The following is a 17,317-nucleotide window of genomic DNA, read 5'->3' as shown; positions in this document are numbered from 1 at the left end:
CGCTACTCCGTGGATATGAAGACGTTCTTGGTCTCGGTGAAGGCCGCCAGGGCGTCGGGGCCCAGCTCGCGGCCCAGCCCCGACTGCTTGAAGCCGCCGAACGGGGTCCAGTGGCGTACGGACGAGTTGGAGTTCACCGACAGTGTGCCCGCCTCGACGGCCCTGGCCACGCGCAGCGCCCGGCCGACGTCGCGGGTCCAGATGGAGCCGCTCAGGCCGTAGCGGGTGTCGTTGGCGACGCGCACCGCCTCGGCCTCGTCGGCGAACGGGACGACCGACACCACCGGGCCGAAGATCTCCTCGGTGAACGCCCGGTCCGTCACGGCCGGCGTCAGCACCGTCGGCGGGAACCAGAAGCCCTTGCCCTGCGGGCAGGAGCCCTGAAGGTACGGCTCGGCCTCGACGAAGCCGCTGACCCTGGCCAGGTGCTCGGCGCTGATGAGCGGGCCCATCTCGGTGGCCGGGTCGAGCGGGTCGCCCACGCGCACGGCCAGCACGGCCCGTGACAGGCGCTCCAGGAACTCGTCGTACACCTCGGCCTGGACCAGGACGCGGGAGCGGGCGCAGCAGTCCTGGCCGGAGTTGTCGAAGACGGCGTACGGCGCGGCGGCGGCGGCCTTCTCCAGGTCGGCGTCCGCGAAGATGATGTTCGCGGACTTGCCGCCCAGCTCCAGCGTGAGGCGCTTGACGTGGTGCGCCGCCTTGGCGGCGATCTCCTTGCCCACCTCGGTCGAGCCGGTGAACACGATCTTGGCCACGTCCGGGTGCTCGACCAGCCGGGCGCCCGCGACCTCGCCCGCCCCCGGCAGCACCTGGAGCACGCCCTCGGGCAGCCCCGCCGCCAGCGCCAGCTCGGCCAGCCGCAGCGCCGTCAGCGGCGTCCACTCGGCCGGCTTGACGATCACCGTGTTGCCCGCCGCCAGCGCCGGGGCGACGCCCCAGCTCATGATCAGCATCGGGAAGTTCCACGGCACGATCACGCCCACCACGCCCAGCGGCTCCTGGAACGTCACGTCCACGCCGCCCGCCACCGGGATCTGCTTGCCGTGGTTGCGCTCCGGCGCGGCGGCGTAGAAGTGCAGCACGTCGCGGACGGCCCCTGCCTCCCAGCGGGCGTTGCCGATCGGGTGGCCGGAGTTGGCCACCTCCAGCAGCGCCAGCTCCTCGGCGTGCGCGTCCACCACGTCCGCGAACGCGCGCAGCAGCCGCGCCCGGTCTCCCGGCGCGACCTCGCGCCAGGCCGCCTGCGCCTTCCTGGCACGCTCCACGGCCAGGTCCACCTCGGCGGCCCCGGCGAACTCGACCTCGGCGACGACCTCTTCGGTCGCCGGATTGATGATCCGCATGCTCACATCCGCTCGAAACCTCGGAACAGCTCCCAATCGGTCACCGCCGCGTCGAAGGCGGCCAGCTCCACCCGGGCGTTGTTCGCGTAGTGCGCCACCACGTCCTCGCCGAACGCCTCCCTGGCCGGCTTGGACCCCTCGAACAGCGCCAGCGCGTCCCGCAGCGTGGCGGGCACCGTCTGCGCGCCGGAGGCGTAGGCGTTGCCCTCGAACGCCTCCTCCAGCTCCAGCCCGCCGTCGATCCCGTGCAGCCCCGCCGCCACCATCGCCGCCACCGCCAGGTACGGGTTCACGTCGCCGCCCGGCACCCGGTTCTCGATCCGCAGCGACGGCCCGTGGCCCACCAGGCGCAGCGCGCAGGTCCGGTTGTCCACACCCCACTTGACGGCCGTGGGCGCGAAGCTGCCGGGCACGAAGCGCTTGTAGGAGTTGACGTTGGGCGCGTACATGAGGGTGAGCTCGCGCAGGCAGGCGAGCTGACCGGCGACGAACGCGCGGCCGAGCGGCGACAGCCCGTGCGGGCCCTCGCCCGCCATGACGAGCTCGCCGTCGAGGCCGCGCAGCGACAGGTGGATGTGGCAGGAGTTGCCCTCGCGCTGGTTCGGCTTGGCCATGAACGTGATCGCCTTGCCCTCCTGGGCGGCGATCTCCTTGGCGCCGTTCTTGTAGATGGCGTGGTTGTCGCAGGTGACGAGCGCCTCGGCGTAGCGGAAGGCGATCTCGTGCTGGCCCAGGTTGCACTCGCCCTTGGCCGACTCGACGTACAGGCCGGCGCCCTCCATGCCGAGCCTGATGCGGCGCAGCAGCGGCTCCACGCGGGCGGTGCCGAGCAGGGAGTAGTCGACGTTGTAGAGGTTGGCGGGCGTCAGATCGCGGTAGGCGCGCCGCCACGCGTCCTCGTAGGTGTCGTCGTAGACGACGAACTCCAGCTCGGTGCCCACCTGGGCGCACAGGCCGCGCTCGGCCAGGCGGGCGAGCTGCGCGCGCAGGATCTGGCGCGGCGAGGCCGTCACGTCGGCGCCGCCCTCCCAGGCCAGGTCCGCCATCAGCATGGCGGTGCCCTCCTGCCAGGGGACGCGCCTGAGCGTCGACAGGTCGGGCCTCATCACGAAGTCGCCGTAGCCGCGCTCCCAGGACGACATTGCGTAGCCGGCGACGGTGTTCATGTCGACGTCCACGGCGAGCAGGTAGTTGCAGCCCTCGGAGCCGTGGTGGAGCACCTCGTCCAGGAAGTAGCGGGCCGACAGCCGCTTGCCCTGGAGCCTGCCCTGCATGTCGGCGACGGCGAGCAGGACCGTGTCGATCCGCCCCGCGGCCACCTCGTCCCGCAGCTCGCCAACGGCGAGGAACCCGGCCCGCTCGTTCACGCCCATCCCGCTTTCCCGTTGATTGGGCTAGTCTCAGACCATTGATGTGTATAGCGGGATCATCTGTCAAGACCTGAGGACATGTTGGACGAGTCGGCGCGTTTGATGACGGTGCTGCGCCCGGTGCGGGCCGGCAACGCCTTCGAGGAGACCGTGGAACGGCTCCTGCAGGCGATCAAACTCGGCGTGGTCGCCCCGGGCGAGAAACTGCCGCCCGAGCGCGAGCTGGCGGTCCGGCTCGGCATCAGCCGCGTCACGCTGCGCGAGGCCATCCGCGCCCTCCAGGAGGCCGGCTACCTCGACGTGCGGCGCGGCCGTTACGGCGGGGCGTTCGTCACCTACGTGCCGCCCCGGCCCGCCGACGGCGACCTGCGCCGCGTCGTCGCCGACATGGGCACCGCCGACCTGACCGACGCGCTCACCTTCCGCATGGCCGTCGAGTGCGGCGCCGCCCAGGTGCTCGCCGGGACCCCGCTCACCGCCGACCGCCGTGCCGTGCTGGAACGCCGGCTGGCCGACCTGAACGCGGCCTCGCTGGAGGACTACCGGCGCCTCGACACCGCCTTCCACCTGTCGATCGCCGAGCTGACCGGCTCCCCGCTGCTGGCCGCCGCCTGCGCCGACGCCCGGCTGCGCGTCTCCGACCTGCTCAACGCCATCCCGATGCTCCAGGTCAACCTCGACCACGCCGCCACGCAGCACCGCGCCATCGTGGCCGCCGTCGTCGCCGGCGACCCGGACGCGGCCCGCCGGGCGGTCGCCGAACACCTGGAGGGCACCGCCGCGCTTCTCCGGGCGTTCCTCTCCTGACGGACACTCCACTCGGGCAGAGCTCGTAGAGTCTCTTTCAAGGTCATGGCGAACTGGTTCGAGCACAGCATCATCGCGACAGGACGGCTTCCGCTGTTCTGCTTCTTCGTCGCGCTCATCGTCACGTTCATCGCCACCCGCATCAACGTCCGGCTCATCCGGGCCAAGATCGGCTGGTTCCGTAACGTCAACGTGGGCGAGATGCACATCCACCACGTGGTCTTCGGCGTCATCCTCATGCTGGTGGGCGGCGTCGCCGGGCTGATCGTCTCCGGCGGCTCCCAGACCGGCTACGCCGTGGCCGCCTCCGTCTTCGGCATGGGCTCGGCGCTCGTGCTCGACGAGTTCGCGCTGATCCTGCACCTGCACGACGTCTACTGGGAGGAGGAGGGCCGCACCTCGGTCGACGCGGTCTTCATCGCCGTCGGGATCACCGGCCTGCTCTTGACCGGCCTGCGGCCCCTCGTCTGGGACTACGCGCTGCCGATCAGCCCCGTCCCGCTGATCGCCGCCCACCTGGCCATGGTCGTCATCACCCTGCTCAAGGGCAAGATCTGGACCGGGATGGTGGGCATGTTCGTGCCCATCCTGCTCGCGGTCGGCGTCGTCCGGCTGGCCCGGCCCGGCTCGCCGTGGGCGCACTGGTTCTTCGCCGGGCGCTCGCCGCGCAAGCTCGCCAGGGCGATCCGGCGCGAGGAGCGCTGGCGGCGTCCCGTCATCCGGGCCAAGATCGCCTTCCAGGAGTTCCTCTCGGGCCGTCACGACCTCCCGTCCACCCGCCGCGCCCGCCGGCTCCCGTGACCCCCGGCGGCGTGGGGGCCCTGGTGCTGGCGCTGCACGACCGCGGGCTCGCCGAAGACCTGGCCACCGTGGCCGCGCTCGCCGGGCGCTGGAGCTTCCGCGAGTTCGAGGCGCACGCGCGGGCGCACGACGCCTCGTTCGGCCTGGACGAGCTGATCATGCGGCTGGAGTACGCCGAGTTCATCCCCGACGACGAGTACGCGCCGCACGGCGACGGGCCGGCGGTCCGGCGGTTCGCCGCGGCCTGGGTGGAGGACGTCAAGCTGCGGCGCGCCGACGACGGGGACGCCGACCACGACTGGCCCGACACCCCCGCCATCGACTAGATCACCGCCCCGCCCCTCCTCGGCTCCGCCCCCCGCCCCCGCCTCTCCTCGGCCCCGCCCTCTGCCCTGCCCCCGTCCCCGCCTCTCCTCGGTCCCGGTCGCGCGCGTTCCCGTGGGGGGTGTTCTCCTCCTCAGGGAGGAGTCGTCAATCAAAGTTGACATACTTTGGTCGTCAATTTAGGTTGACCGGTGCGGATTCCGTTCCGTCGTTCGTTGGGTTTTTTCGGGATATGTCGCGAGAGGAGATCGCGTGATCAAGGAGTTGCTCGCTTACCTGCGACCGCACAGGGGCATCCTGGTCGTGGGCGGGGTGCTGGGCCTGATCGGCTCGGCGGCGGGCCTCGCGATGCCGCTGCTGGCCAAGTACGTGGTCGACGCGTTCGGCGAGAACGCCTCCATGGCCGGGCCGCTCATCGGGCTGACCGTCGCGGTGCTGGTCGGAGCCGTCGTGTCGGCCGGTGGCAGCTATCTGATGGAGCGCACCGGCGAGGGCATCGTGCTGGGCGCCCGGCGCAGGCTGGTCGACCGGATGCTGCGCCTGCGGGTCGCCGACGTCGACCGGCTCAAGCCCGGCGACCTGCTGTCGCGGGTGACCGGCGACACGACGCTGCTGCGCGCGGTGCTGACCAACGGCGTGGTCGACTCGGTCAGCTCGGTGTTCATGCTGGTCGGCGCCATCGTCATGATGGCCACGATGGACGGCGTGCTGCTGCTCGTCACGCTGCTCGTGATCGTGGTGATCGGCGGGCTGACCGGGCTGGTCATGCCGAAGATCCAGCGGGCCCAGAAGGACGCGCAGGAGGCCGTGGGCGAGATGGGCGCGGTCCTCGACCGGGCGCTGCAGTCCTACCGCACGGTCAAGGCCAGCGGCGCCGAGGAGCGGGAGATCGGCGTCGTCGCCGAGGCCGCCGAACGCGCCCGCGACCGCGGTCTCCAGGTCGCGGGCTGGACCTCGCTCGCCGGGGTCGCCACCTGGATGGCCGTGCAGATCGCCTTCCTGGCCGTGCTCGCCGTCGGCGGCGCCCGCGTCGCCGCGGGCACGCTGGAGGTCTCCTCGCTGATCGCGTTCCTGCTCTACCTGTTCTACCTGGTGGCGCCGATCGGCCAGCTCGTCGAGGGCGCCGTCCAGCTCCAGCAGGGCCTGGCCGCGATGAAGCGCATCCGCGAGATCGAGGACCTGCCCGGCGAGCCCGTCGGCGCCGTCCCGGCGAGCGACGCGCGCCCGCTCGGCGTCCGCTTCGACGACGTCGTCTTCTCGTACGGCGAGGACCGGCCGGTCGTGCACGACGGCGTCACGTTCGAGGTGCCGCCCGGCGGCCTCACCGCGCTCGTCGGCCCGTCCGGCGCGGGCAAGTCCACCGTGTTCGCCCTGCTCGAACGCTTCTACGAGCACCAGGGCGGGACGATCACGCTGGACGGCCGGGAGATCCGCGACTGGCCGCTGGCCGAGCTGCGGGCCGCGCTCGGCTACGTCGAGCAGGACGCCCCCGTGCTGGCCGGCACGCTGCGCGAGAACCTGATGTTCGCCGCCACCGACGCGACCGAGGAGGAGCTGCACCGCGCCGTCGCCCGCACCCGGCTCGACGACCTGGTGGCCCGGCTGCCCGACGGGCTCGACACCGCCGTCGGCCACCGAGGCGTGCTGCTGTCCGGCGGCGAGCGGCAGCGGGTCGCGATCGCCCGCGCGCTGCTGCGCAAGCCCCGGCTGCTGCTGCTCGACGAGGCCACCTCCCAGCTCGACGCGGTCAACGAGCTGCGGCTGCGCGAGGTCATCGCCGAGGTGGCGACCGAGACGACCGTGCTCGTCATCGCGCACCGGCTGTCCACCGTGACGAACGCCGACCGGATCGTGGTCATGGAGGGCGGCAGCGTCCGCGCGGTCGGCACCCACGACGAGCTGGTCGGACAGGACGGCCTCTACCGGGAGCTCGCGGCCACCCAGTTCCTCGTGACCTGAGCCGTTGTACTCTTCGGGTGACAAAGGTGAATGTGTTCATTCAGGAGGGTCACCATGGGCCGCACCGTCCGCGCGCCGCGAGGCGCCACGCTCACCGCCAAGGGCTGGCCGCAGGAGGCCGCCCTCCGCATGCTCCAGAACAACCTCGACCCCGAGGTCGCCGAGCATCCTGAGGAGCTGGTCGTCTACGGCGGCTCGGGGCGGGCGGCGCGTGACTGGCCCTCGTTCGACGCGCTGGTCAGGACCCTCACCACGCTGGAGGGCGACGAGACGCTGCTCGTGCAGTCCGGCCGCCCGGTCGGCGTCTTCCGCACCCACGAGTGGGCGCCCCGCGTCCTCATCGCCAACTCCAACCTGGTGCCCGACTGGGCCAACTGGGAGGAGTTCCGGCGGCTGGAGGCGGCCGGGCTGACCATGTACGGGCAGATGACGGCCGGCTCCTGGATCTACATCGGCACCCAGGGCATCCTCCAGGGCACCTACGAGACGTTCGCGGCCGTCGCGGCCAAGCGGTTCGGCGGCTCGCTGGCCGGCACGATCACGCTGACGGCCGGGCTCGGCGGCATGGGCGGCGCCCAGCCGCTGGCCGTCACCATGAACGGCGGCGTGGCCATCTGCGTCGACTGCGACCCGCGCTCGGTCGAGCGCCGCATCGAGCACCGCTACCTCGACGTCCGCGCCGGCTCCCTCGACGAGGCGCTGGAGCTGGCGTACGAGGCCCGCGACGCGCGCCGCCCGCTGTCGATCGGCGTGGTCGCCAACGCCGCCGACGCCCTGCCCGACCTGCTGGCCCGGGGCGCCGAGATCGACATCGTGACCGACCAGACCTCCGCCCACGACCCGCTGATGTACCTGCCGTCCGGCGTGGCCTTCGAGGACATGGCCGGCGAGCGCGACAAGGACCCGGCGGGCTTCACCGGCCGGGCCCGCGAGTCGATGGCCCGGCACGTCGAGGCCATGGTCGGCTTCCAGGACGCCGGGGCCGAGGTGTTCGACTACGGCAACTCCATCAGGGGCGAGGCCAAGCTGGCCGGCTACGAGCGGGCCTTCGACTTCCCCGGGTTCGTGCCCGCGTACATCAGGCCGCTGTTCTGCGAGGGCAAGGGGCCGTTCCGGTGGGCGGCGCTGAGCGGCGACCCGGCCGACATCGCCGCCACCGACCGCGCCATCCTGGAGCTGTTCCCCGAGAACGAGCCGCTGGCCCGGTGGATCAGGAAGGCGGGGGAGAAGGTCCACTTCCAGGGGCTGCCGGCGCGCATCTGCTGGCTCGGCTACGGCGAGCGCGACCGGGCCGGCGAGCGGTTCAACGACATGGTCGCCTCCGGCGAGCTCAGCGCGCCCGTCGTGATCGGGCGCGACCACCTCGACAGCGGCTCGGTCGCCTCCCCGTACCGCGAGACCGAGGCGATGGCCGACGGCTCCGACGCGATCGCCGACTGGCCGCTGCTCAACGCCATGCTCAACACCGCGTCGGGAGCCTCCTGGGTGTCCATCCACCACGGCGGCGGCGTCGGCATCGGCCGCTCCATCCACGCCGGGCAGGTCACCGTCGCCGACGGCACCGCGCTCGCGCGGGAGAAGCTCAACCGCGTCCTCACCAACGACCCCGGCACCGGCGTCATGCGTCACGTCGACGCCGGTTACGAGGAGGCGGCCGCAGTGGCCGACGAGCGGGGCGTCCGCATCCCCATGCGCGAGCGTCCCGAAGCGGGAAAGTGAGTTTTCCCGTTACGGGATGAGATTGCCGTGGCCGCGGTGTTGGAGGAGGCGTGACGGGCGCATACCACGGCGGGCTGGACGGGCTGCTCGACGGCCGGAGGCTGTCACCGGTGCAGCGCAGGATCGCCCACTACCTGTCGGAGCACCTCGAAGAGGCGATCTTCCTGTCCAGCGTCGAGCTGGCCGAACGGTCGGGCGTGAGCCAGCCGTCGGTGACCAGGTTCGCGATGGTGCTGGGGTTCGCCGGCTACCCGGAGCTGCGGCAGGCGCTGCGCCCGCTGGTGCTCGGCGCCCCCGCCGAACGGCCGCAGGAGAGCCTGATCAAGGGGGCCATCGACCGGGAGATCCGCAACCTGTCGCTGGTCCGTGACCGGCTCGGCAGCCTGCCGCTCAAGGAGCTCGGCGCGTCGCTGGCCGCCGCCGAGCCGCTGCCCGTGCTCGGGCTGCGGGTCTCGGCGGGGCTCGCCACCACGTTCGCCTACTACACCCGGCGCATCCACCCCGACGTCCGGCTGCTCACCCACGGCGGGTCCGAGCTGGCCGACGGGCTGCACGCGGCGCGCCGGGCCGGCGCCGAATGGCTGGTGGCCGTCGTGCTGCCGCGCTATCCGGCCGAGGTCATGCAGGCGCTGGAGTACGCCGGGAAGCTCGGCTACCGGGTGGCGGCGATCTGCGACCGGGCCGACTTCCCCGCCGAGGTGGTGCTCGACGCGCCCGTCGGCGACCGGCTCGTGTTCGACTCGCACGCCGCCCCGCTCGCCCTGGCGATGGCCCTGGTGGAGGCCATGGCCGACGCCGCGCCGCTGCGCACCCAGGCGCGGCTGGAGGAGTACGAGCGGATGACGGACGAGACCGGCACGTTCCTAACCGGCGATCCGTCGTAGCGAGCGCACTGACCAGGTGACGGTCAGCGCCGCCAGGCCCAGCATCACGGCGAACGCCAGCGGGATCGACAGGTCCGTCAGGTCACCGGCGAACAGCGCCCGGCCGGCCTCGACCGGATGGTAGAAGGGCGTGAACCAGGCGACCCGCTCCAGCCAGTCGGGGCCCAGCGCCATCGGCAGCAGCGCGCCCGACAGCAGCATCAGCGGCAGCGCGAAGAACTGCATGATCTGCCCCATCGCGTTCTCGTCCTTCAAGCCGAACGCCAGCCCGTACGCCACGCCGGAGGAGAACAGCCCCGTGACGCCGAGCAGCAGGAGCATGAGCAGCAGCCCGGCCACGCCGATGCGCAGGCCCATGAGCGCCGCGATGAGGATCACCACGAGCGACTGCGCCATCAGCACGGCCACGTCGCGCAGCATCCGGCCGAGCACGATCGCCGGCCGCCACGCCGGCGTGACCGCGATCCGCTCCAGCACGCCGCTGCGCATCTCGTAGATCGTCCCGTACGCGACGCCCATTGAGCTGAACAGCGCCGTGATGACCAGCATGCCCGGCGCGAACGAGGTCAGCGCCCGGCCGAGGTCGCCCCCGGCCCCCATGCCCGCGTACAGCGGGCCGAACAGCAGCAGGTACATCACCGGCTGCATGATGCCGAACAGCGGCCAGATCGGGTTGCGCAGCGTGCCGCGCATCTCGTGGCCCAGGAAGAGCGCGGTGTCCCTGATCACGCGGCCACCCCCGTGTCACGCAGGGACCGGCCCGTCTTGGCCAGGAAGACGTCGTCGAGCGTCGCCCGGTCGAGCGAGACGGACGTGATGCCCAGCCGCTGCTCCTCCAGCGTGCGCAGCAGCACCGGCAGCGTGTGCTCGCCGTCGTCCACGTACACGCGCAGCACGTCGTCGTCCACGCGGGTGTCCTTGGCCAGCGGCGCCAGCGTGCCGGCGGCCCGCTCCGGCTCGGCCAGCCTGAGCGTCACCACGTCGCCGGACACCTCGCGCTTCAGCTCCGCCGGGGTGCCGTCGGCGACGACCACGCCGTGGTCGACGATCGCCAGCCGGTCGCAGAGCGCGTCGGCCTCCTCCAGATAGTGGGTGCTGAGCAGCACGCTGGTGCCGCCGTCGCGCAACTCCCTGATGCGGTCCCACAGGTTGGCGCGGTTCTGCGGGTCGAGGCCGGTGGTCGGCTCGTCCAGGAACAGCAGCGGCGGCGTGTGGACCAGGCCGAGGGCGATCGACACGCGCCGCTTCTGGCCTCCGGAGAGGGTACGGCCCGGCCGGTCGGCGATCTCCGCCAGGCCGAACCGCTCCAGCACCGCGGCGGTCGCCTTCTCCGGCTGCGGCACCCCGTACAGCCTGGCCGCGAAGACGATCTGGGTCCGCGCGGTGTTCTGCTCCTCGACGCCGCCGTTCTGGCTCACGTAGCCGAGGTTGCGCCGGACCATCGCCGGCTCCCTGAGCAGGTCGTGGCCGGTGATCGTGGCGGTGCCCGCGTCGGGCCTGATCAGCGTGGCGAGCATCCGGATCGTCGTGGTCTTGCCGGCGCCGTTGGGGCCGAGCACGCCGTAGATCTCGCCGGCCTTCACCTCCAGGTCCACGCCTCGGACGGCCTCGACCGTCTGGGGTCCTTTGCGGCTCTTGGTGGTGAAGGTCTTCTTTAACCCATGTGCCTGAATGATCATGCTTCTCCCTAGGGAAGCTCGTCGTCTTCCACCTTCCGCATCGCCTGCTGGCACCATTCGAGCTGCGCGCGCAGCGTGCCGATGTTGAGCTTGAGGTTCTCGTCGATGTGGCGGGGGGCGCCGTAACGCTGCTTGGCGCCGAGCGCCCGCTCGGTCGTCGCGATGCCCAGCTTGAGCTGCTCGATCCTGTTCTCCATGGCGGCCAGGATCTGGGACTTCTCGAGCCGGTCGAGATACGTGACCGCCACCTGGAACGGGTCGACGATCGGCTGGAGCTCGTGCCAGGTCTGCATCAGCAGCCGGTGGAACTCGAACCGGCCGTCCTCCGTCAGCTGATAGACCGTGGAACCGCCCTTGCCGCCCTCGACCACCTCCAGCAGGCCCTCGTCGGCCATCTTGCCGAGGCCGTGGTAGATCGAGCCGAACTTGACGTTGGCCCAGGTGTCGGTGCCCCACGTCTCCAGGTGCCTGCGCACCTGATAGCCGTTGAGCGGGCCGTCGAGGAGGGTGCCGAGGATGAGGATGCGGGTCGTGGATGCTGTGGACACATTCAAGTTTGTATTCAAATTTGAATGCCTGTCAAGCGTGAGAGGCTTCCCGTCATGAGCGAACGACCGACGGCCCTGGTCACCGGGGCCTCACGCGGGGTGGGCGCGGCCGTGGCCCGGGCCTTCGCCCCGACCCACCACGTCATCCTCGGCGGCCGCGACCGCGACGCGCTCTCGGCGCTGGCCGCCGAGCTGCCCGGCGCGCGGGCCTGGCCGGTCGAGCTGACCTCCGTCACCGAAGCCGACGTCGCCGGGATCGACCGGCTCGACGTGCTCGTCCACAGCGCCGGCCTCACCCGGCTCGGCCGCATCGGCGACCTGCCCGCCTCCGTGTGGCGCGAGACGATGGAGCTCAACCTGTTCGCGGTCGCCGAGCTCACCCGGCTCCTCCTGCCCGCCCTGCGCCGTGCCCGAGGCCACGTGATCTGCGTCAACTCCGGCGCCGGCCAGCGCGCCAACCCCGGCTGGGCCGCCTACTCGGCCAGCAAGTTCGCGCTGCGCTCGTTCGCCGACGCGCTCCGCCTCGAAGAGCCCGAGCTGCGCGTCACCACCGTCTACCCCGGGCGGATCGACACCGACATGCAGCGCGGCGTACGCGAGCAGGAACGCGGGGCGTACGAGCCCGAGAAGTACCTCACCGCGCAGAGCGTCGCCCGCGCCATCCACGCCGCCTGCACCGCCGGGCCCGACGCGCACCTCACCGAACTCACCCTCCGGCCGAGCGCGGGACCCCTCACCTGACCGCCTGAATGGATCCATTCACTACAGTGGGCCCATGCTTGAAGATCTCGCGCGCGTGGGCCGCGACCCCGCCACCGGAGGCTACGTACGGGACGCCTGGTCGCACGCCGACCAGGAACTGCGCGAATGGTTCGCCGGCGAGGCCACGCGCCGCGGGCTCGACCTGCGCGAAGACCGCAACGGCAACCTGTGGGCCTGGTGGGGCGACCCCGCCCGCGAGCCCGGCGTCGTCACCGGCAGCCACCTCGACTCCGTCCGCCAGGGCGGCGCCTACGACGGGCCGCTCGGCGTCGTGTCCGCCTTCGCTGCCATCGACCTGCTGCGCCGCCGCGGCTTCCAGCCCCGCCGGCCCCTCGGCGTCGTCTGCTTCACCGACGAGGAAGGCGCCCGATTCGGCGTCCCCTGCGTCGGATCCCGGCTCCTCACCGGCGCGCTCACCCCCGAACGGGCGCTCGGGCTCACCGACGACCACGGCGACACCCTCGCCGACGTCCTCACCCGCCTCGGACGCGACCCCCGCGCCCTCGGCCCCGACCCCGAGACCCTGCGCGCCATCGGCGTCTTCGTCGAACTCCACGTCGAACAGGGCAAAGGACTCGTCGAACACGGCCGGCCCGTCGGCGTCGCCAGCGGCATCTGGCCCCACGGGCGGTGGCGCTTCGACCTGCGCGGCCAGGCCAACCACGCCGGCACCACCCGGCTCGCCGACCGGCACGACCCCATGCTCGCGCTGGCCCGCCTCGTCCTCGCCGCCCGTGAGCACGCCGCCCGCCGCGGCGTCGTCGCCACCGTGGGCAAGGTGCTCGTCTCCCCCAACAACGCCAACGCCGTCCCGGGGCTCGTGTCCGCCTGGCTCGACGCCCGCGGGCCCGCCGAGGCCGACGTCCGCGCCCTCGTGGCCGACCTCCACCACCTCACCGCCCCGCCCGTTCACCCCGCCGCCCCCCAACCCCCCGAACCCCGCACCCCAGACGGCTCCCCCAGCCCCCAGCCCCCGCCGGGCAACTCAGTCCGGGGCCAGGCCCCGGCCCCGTACGGCGCGGCCTCCACGGGGGGCGCGGCCTCCCAGGGCGGTGCGGTCCCGGAGGGTGGGGTGGCTTCGGTGGGTGGCTCCTCCTCGGGGGAGGCCGCAGCCCCGTACGGCGGTGCGGGCTCCTCGGGGGGTTACGTGGGTTCGGTGAAGCGTCGGGGCTTCGAGGAGGGCGGTTTGGCTCCGGGTGAGGGGTCGGGCTTGCGGGGTGGGGTGGTGGTGCGGGAGGAGTCCTGGACGCCGCTGGTCGGGTTCGATGTGGGGTTGCGGGAGCGGGTGGGGCGGGCAGTGGGGGGTGAGGTGCCGGTGCTGGCGACCGGGGCCGGGCATGACGCGGGGATCCTGGCGGTGGCCGGGGTGCCGAGCGCGATGTTGTTCGTGCGCAACCCCACCGGCGTGTCCCATGCCCCGGATGAGCATGCCGAGCAGGCAGACTGCGAGGCGGGAGTCGCCGCACTCGCGAACGTGCTGGAGGAGCTGTGCCGCTGACCTACTGGTGCGAGCAGGCCTGGCTGCCCGACGGCGTGGCGGCCGGGGTGCTGGTCGAGGTGGAGGGCGCCCGGATCGTCGGGGTGCGCCGGGGTGAGCCCGGGGGCGCGCACCGGCTGCCGGGGTTGACGATCCCGGGCCTGGCCAACGCGCATTCGCACGCCTTCCACCGGGCGTTGCGGGGTGTGACACAGGGCGGCAAGGGGGATTTCTGGACGTGGCGCGACCAGATGTACGAGGTGGCCGCGCGGCTGGATCCGGACGCGTATCTGGCGCTGGCCCGGGCGGTCTACGCCGAGATGGCGCTGGCGGGGATCACGAGTGTGGGGGAGTTCCACTACCTGCACCACGGCCCGGGCGGCACGCCGTACATCGATCCGAACACGATGGGGCACGCGCTGGTGCAGGCGGCGCGGGAGGCGGGGCTGCGGATCGCGCTGATCGACGCCTGTTATGTGGCGGGCGGGCCGGGGCGGGCGCTGGCGGGGGCGCAGTTGCGGTTCGGCGACGGTGACGCCGACGGGTGGGCGGTGCGGGCGGAGGAGCTGGCCGCGGCGTACGAGGGTCAGCCGGACGTGGAGATCGGCGCGGCGATCCATTCGGTGCGGGCGGTGCCGCCGGAGCAGATGCCGGTGGTGGTGGAGTTCTCACACCGGCACGCCGCTCCGCTGCACGCGCACGTGTCGGAGCAGCGGGCGGAGAACGCCGCCTGCGTGGAGACGTACGCGGCGACCCCCGTGCAGGTGCTGCACGAGCAGGGGGCGCTGGGCCCGCGTTCGACGGCGGTGCACGCCACGCATCTGTCGGAGGTGGACGTGGAGCTGCTCGGGCAGTCGGGAACGTACGTGTGCATGTGCCCGACGACGGAGCGGGATCTGGCCGACGGGATCGGGCCGGCGAGGAGGGTGTACGACCGGGGGGCGCCGGTGACGCTGGGGTCCGACAGTCACGCGGTCGTGGACCTGTTCGAGGAGGCGCGGGCGGTCGAGCTGGACGAGCGGCTGGCGACGGAGCGGCGCGGCCATTGGAGCGCCGCCGAGCTGCTGGGCGCGGCGACGGCGGCGGGGCACGCGTCGCTGGGGTTCCCGGAGGCGGGGCTGCTGGTGCCGGGGGCGTGGGCGGATCTGGTGACGGTGGGCCTGGACTCGGTGCGTACGGCGGGTGCGGGCGGGCTGGAGGCGGTGGTGTTCGCGGCGACGGCGGCGGACGTGCGCTCGGTGATCTCCGGGGGCCGCCGGGTGGTGTCCGATGGCCGCCACGAGCTGGGGGACGTCGGCGCGATGCTGGCCGACGCGATCGGCCGCGTGAGATGACCGCGCGGGACGACCCGCGCGGGACGGCGATGACGGCATGACGGCATGACGGCATGACGGTGACGATGACGGCGACGAGGGCGGGACGGGTGCGATGACGACGACGGTGATCGACGGGATCGGGTTGCTCTACACGGGGGATCCGGAGCGGGAGGAGGTCGCCGGGGCGGCGCTCGTGCTGGAGGACGGCCTGGTCGCCTGGGCGGGACCGGCGGGGCGGGCCCCGGCGGCCGATCGGCGGGTGGACGCCGGGGGCAGGGCGGTGATTCCGGGGTTCGTGGACAGTCACGCGCATCTGGTGTTCGCGGGCGACCGCACCGCCGAGTTCCGGGCCCGCATGTCGGGGGAGCGCTACACGGGCGGCGGCATCAGGACGACGGTCGAGGCCACCCGGGCGGCGGGCGACGCGGAGCTGGCCACGCGGGCCGCCGCGCTGGTCGCCGAGATGCTGGCGCAGGGCACGACGACCGTGGAGATCAAGAGCGGTTACGGCCTGTCCGTGGAGGACGAGCGGCGCTCGCTGGAGATCGCCACGTCGCTGACCGACGAGACCACGTTCCTCGGCGCGCACGTGGTGCCGGCGGGCGTGGACGCCGACGACTACGTCCGGCTGGTCACGGGTGACATGCTGGCGGCCTGCGCCCCGTACGCGAAGTGGGTGGACGTCTTCTGCGAGCGCGGCGCCTTCGACGGCGAGCAGTCGGCGGAGATCCTCAGGGCCGGACTGAAGGCGGGGCTGCAGGCCAGGGTGCACGCCAACCAGCTCGGCGAGGGGCCGGGGGTGCGGCTGGCGTGCGAGCTGGGCGCGGCCTCGGCCGACCACTGCACGCATCTGAGCGCCGCCGACGTCGACGCGCTCGCCGCCTCGGAGACGGTGGCGACGCTGCTGCCGGGGGCGGAGTTCTCCACGCGCTCGCCGTACCCGGACGCCAGGCGGCTGATCGACGCGGGCGTGACGGTGGCGCTGGCGACCGACTGCAACCCGGGCTCGTCGTTCACCTCGTCGATGCCGTTCTGCGTGGCGCTGGCGGTGCGGGAGATGGGGATGACGCCGCTGGAGGCGGTGCGGGCCGCGACGGTGGGCGGGGCGCGCGCGCTGCGGCGGACGGACGTAGGCTGGCTGGGTCCCGGCGCGCGTGCCGACCTCGTCATCCTCGACGCGCCCTCCTACGTTCATCTGGCTTACCGGCCCGGCGTTCCCCTTGTTCACCAGGTGTTCCAGGACGGCCTCCTCCTTTAGGAGGACATCCAGAACCGTCCGCTGGTCGTAGTCCTTTAGGGAATCTTTGCCCCTGGCCGGACGTTGGCCGGATATAGAACGCAGCTGCGGAACGAGGTGCCTGGGGATGGCAAGGCCTACGGGGAGTCGCGCGCAGGAGCAGGCGGTCGCCGACCGCGATCTGCTGGGGACCTACCTGGCGGAGATCGGCAGGGTCCCGCTGCTCACGGCGGAGCAAGAGGTGGAGCTCGCCAAGCGGATCGAGGCGGGCCTCTTCGCCGAGGTGCTGCTCGACAGCGGGGGCGCGGAGCCGCGGATCGGGGACGCGGCGGACGAGGAGCTGGAGCGGCTGGCCGTCTCCGGCCAGCGGGCGAAGGACGAGTTCATCCAGGCGAACCTGCGCCTGGTGGTGGCGGTGGCCCGCAAGTATTCGGGGCGCGGGATGCCGCTCATCGACCTGGTCCAGGAGGGCAACCTCGGGCTGGTCCGGGCGGTGGAGAAGTTCGACTACAAGCGGGGTTACAAGTTCTCCACCTATGCCACGTGGTGGATCCGGCAGTCGGTGGGCCGGGCGATTCACGAGCAGGCGCGGCCGGTGCGGCTGCCGACGCACGCCGGTGAGCAGATGACGCGGCTGATGCGGGTGCGGCGCGACATGCTGGCCGAGTTCGACGTGGAGCCGACCGACGAGGATCTCGCGGCGGTGCTGGAGCTGCCCATCGAGCGGGTGCGCGAGCTGCGCCGCTGGGCGTCCGACCCGGTGTCGTTGCAGCTCGGCGTGGGTGACGAGGACGAGACCGAGCTGGGCGACATGATCGCCGACGAGACGTGGGCGGATCCGGAGCAGCAGGCGATCGACATCCTGGAGCGCGAGCGGCTGGACCAGTGGCTGACCGGGCTGGAGGGTGACGCGAGCGAGATGCTGCGGTGGCGTTACGGGCTGGTCGACGGGCGCGAGCACACGCTGACCGAGGTGGGGGAGCGCTACGGCATCGGCCGTGACCGGGCGCGGCGCATCGAGCGTGACGCGCTGGCGCGGCTGCGGCGGATGGCCGACGCCGCCGCCTGAGCTCGCCGCACCGCGTGCC

General features: G+C 72.6%; 16 protein-coding genes. 11 read left to right on the top strand and 5 right to left on the bottom strand.

Going from position 1 to position 17,317, the window contains the following annotated elements; genetic code table 11:
- Positions 1–2: 2 nt before the first annotated feature.
- Positions 3–1,346, bottom strand: coding sequence for an aldehyde dehydrogenase family protein (locus ACBI99_RS33805; protein ID WP_375074315.1), 1,344 nt, complete (start codon positions 1,344–1,346; stop codon positions 3–5).
- 2 nt (positions 1,347–1,348) lie between these two features.
- Complete coding sequence (locus tag ACBI99_RS33800) at positions 1,349–2,719, bottom strand: glutamine synthetase family protein (RefSeq protein ID WP_375074314.1); 1,371 nt, start codon at positions 2,717–2,719, stop codon at positions 1,349–1,351.
- Positions 2,720–2,794: 75 nt separating this feature from the next.
- Here ACBI99_RS33800 and ACBI99_RS33795 point away from each other — a divergent pair, with 75 nt between their 5' ends.
- From ACBI99_RS33795 to ACBI99_RS33770, 6 genes are all read left to right on the top strand, one after another.
- Entirely contained in the window at positions 2,795–3,523 is a 729-nt protein-coding gene (locus ACBI99_RS33795) for a FadR/GntR family transcriptional regulator (RefSeq protein WP_246646142.1), read from the top strand.
- 45 nt (positions 3,524–3,568) lie between these two features.
- Positions 3,569–4,324, top strand: coding sequence for a hypothetical protein (locus tag ACBI99_RS33790; protein WP_219510412.1), 756 nt, complete (start codon positions 3,569–3,571; stop codon positions 4,322–4,324).
- Positions 4,325–4,335: 11 nt separating this feature from the next.
- Positions 4,336–4,650, top strand: a complete 315-nt coding sequence (locus ACBI99_RS33785) for a hypothetical protein (RefSeq protein WP_375074313.1) — start codon at positions 4,336–4,338, stop codon at positions 4,648–4,650.
- Between the two features lie 250 nt (positions 4,651–4,900).
- Positions 4,901–6,607: an ABC transporter ATP-binding protein gene (locus ACBI99_RS33780; protein WP_375074312.1), complete on the top strand. Its 1,707-nt coding sequence runs from the start codon at positions 4,901–4,903 to the stop codon at positions 6,605–6,607.
- 54 nt (positions 6,608–6,661) lie between these two features.
- On the top strand, positions 6,662–8,326 hold the full coding sequence (gene hutU / locus ACBI99_RS33775; RefSeq protein WP_375074311.1) for a urocanate hydratase: 1,665 nt from the start codon (positions 6,662–6,664) through the stop codon (positions 8,324–8,326).
- A gap of 50 nt (positions 8,327–8,376) precedes the next feature.
- Positions 8,377–9,210, top strand: a complete 834-nt coding sequence (locus tag ACBI99_RS33770) for a MurR/RpiR family transcriptional regulator (protein ID WP_219510415.1) — start codon at positions 8,377–8,379, stop codon at positions 9,208–9,210.
- On the opposite strand, the gene ACBI99_RS33765 is transcribed toward ACBI99_RS33770, so the two are convergent.
- The 3 genes from ACBI99_RS33765 to ACBI99_RS33755 are packed head-to-tail and all read right to left on the bottom strand — an operon-like array spanning position 9,190 to position 11,437.
- Positions 9,190–9,939: an ABC transporter permease gene (locus ACBI99_RS33765; RefSeq protein WP_375074310.1), complete on the bottom strand. Its 750-nt coding sequence runs from the start codon at positions 9,937–9,939 to the stop codon at positions 9,190–9,192. The two genes, ACBI99_RS33770 and ACBI99_RS33765, sit on opposite strands and share 21 nt — an antisense overlap.
- Positions 9,936–10,889, bottom strand: a complete 954-nt coding sequence (locus ACBI99_RS33760; protein WP_357591250.1) for an ATP-binding cassette domain-containing protein — start codon at positions 10,887–10,889, stop codon at positions 9,936–9,938. The genes ACBI99_RS33765 and ACBI99_RS33760 overlap by 4 nt, the downstream gene beginning before the upstream one ends.
- An 8-nt stretch (positions 10,890–10,897) precedes the next feature.
- Positions 10,898–11,437 (bottom strand): PadR family transcriptional regulator, encoded by a 540-nt coding sequence (locus tag ACBI99_RS33755; protein WP_219510418.1) that lies wholly within the window; start codon positions 11,435–11,437, stop codon positions 10,898–10,900.
- Positions 11,438–11,491: 54 nt separating this feature from the next.
- On the opposite strand from ACBI99_RS33755, the gene ACBI99_RS33750 reads away from it, so the two are divergent.
- The 5 genes from ACBI99_RS33750 (at position 11,492) to ACBI99_RS33730 (ending at position 17,298) form a co-directional block, all read left to right on the top strand.
- Positions 11,492–12,178, top strand: coding sequence for an SDR family oxidoreductase (locus ACBI99_RS33750; protein WP_219510419.1), 687 nt, complete (start codon positions 11,492–11,494; stop codon positions 12,176–12,178).
- Between the two features lie 34 nt (positions 12,179–12,212).
- A complete protein-coding gene (locus tag ACBI99_RS33745) occupies positions 12,213–13,697 on the top strand; it encodes an allantoate amidohydrolase (RefSeq protein ID WP_375074309.1) in 1,485 nt (494 codons plus the stop codon).
- Positions 13,688–15,010 (top strand): formimidoylglutamate deiminase, encoded by a 1,323-nt coding sequence (locus tag ACBI99_RS33740; RefSeq protein ID WP_375074308.1) that lies wholly within the window; start codon positions 13,688–13,690, stop codon positions 15,008–15,010. Before ACBI99_RS33745 ends, ACBI99_RS33740 begins: the two co-directional genes overlap by 10 nt.
- 94 nt (positions 15,011–15,104) lie before the next feature.
- A complete protein-coding gene (hutI, locus tag ACBI99_RS33735) occupies positions 15,105–16,250 on the top strand; it encodes an imidazolonepropionase (protein WP_375074307.1) in 1,146 nt (381 codons plus the stop codon).
- Positions 16,251–16,356: 106 nt separating this feature from the next.
- Complete coding sequence (locus ACBI99_RS33730) at positions 16,357–17,298, top strand: RNA polymerase sigma factor RpoD/SigA (protein ID WP_219519642.1); 942 nt, start codon at positions 16,357–16,359, stop codon at positions 17,296–17,298.
- The last annotated feature ends 19 nt before the right edge of the window (positions 17,299–17,317 follow it).

The organism is Nonomuraea sp. ATR24 (assembly GCF_041950485.1).
GTDB classification, from domain to species: Bacteria; Actinomycetota; Actinomycetes; order Streptosporangiales; family Streptosporangiaceae; genus Nonomuraea; species Nonomuraea ceibae.
Note: the sequence above shows the minus strand (reverse complement) of the source record. Positions and strands in the feature narration are given on the sequence as shown.

What these genes read in the sequence shown, in the direction of transcription:
- ACBI99_RS33805 (WP_375074315.1), bottom strand. Translation starts at nt 1,346, where the DNA reads ATGCGGATCATCAATCCGGCGACCGAAGAGGTCGTCGCCGAGGTCGAG.
- ACBI99_RS33800 (WP_375074314.1), bottom strand. Translation starts at nt 2,719, where the DNA reads ATGGGCGTGAACGAGCGGGCCGGGTTCCTCGCCGTTGGCGAGCTGCGG.
- ACBI99_RS33795 (WP_246646142.1), top strand. Translation starts at nt 2,795, where the DNA reads ATGTTGGACGAGTCGGCGCGTTTGATGACGGTGCTGCGCCCGGTGCGG.
- ACBI99_RS33790 (WP_219510412.1), top strand. Translation starts at nt 3,569, where the DNA reads ATGGCGAACTGGTTCGAGCACAGCATCATCGCGACAGGACGGCTTCCG.
- hutU (WP_375074311.1), top strand. Translation starts at nt 6,662, where the DNA reads ATGGGCCGCACCGTCCGCGCGCCGCGAGGCGCCACGCTCACCGCCAAG.
- ACBI99_RS33760 (WP_357591250.1), bottom strand. Translation starts at nt 10,889, where the DNA reads ATGATCATTCAGGCACATGGGTTAAAGAAGACCTTCACCACCAAGAGC.
- ACBI99_RS33750 (WP_219510419.1), top strand. Translation starts at nt 11,492, where the DNA reads ATGAGCGAACGACCGACGGCCCTGGTCACCGGGGCCTCACGCGGGGTG.
- ACBI99_RS33745 (WP_375074309.1), top strand. Translation starts at nt 12,213, where the DNA reads ATGCTTGAAGATCTCGCGCGCGTGGGCCGCGACCCCGCCACCGGAGGC.
- hutI (WP_375074307.1), top strand. Translation starts at nt 15,105, where the DNA reads ATGACGACGACGGTGATCGACGGGATCGGGTTGCTCTACACGGGGGAT.
- ACBI99_RS33730 (WP_219519642.1), top strand. Translation starts at nt 16,357, where the DNA reads ATGGCAAGGCCTACGGGGAGTCGCGCGCAGGAGCAGGCGGTCGCCGAC.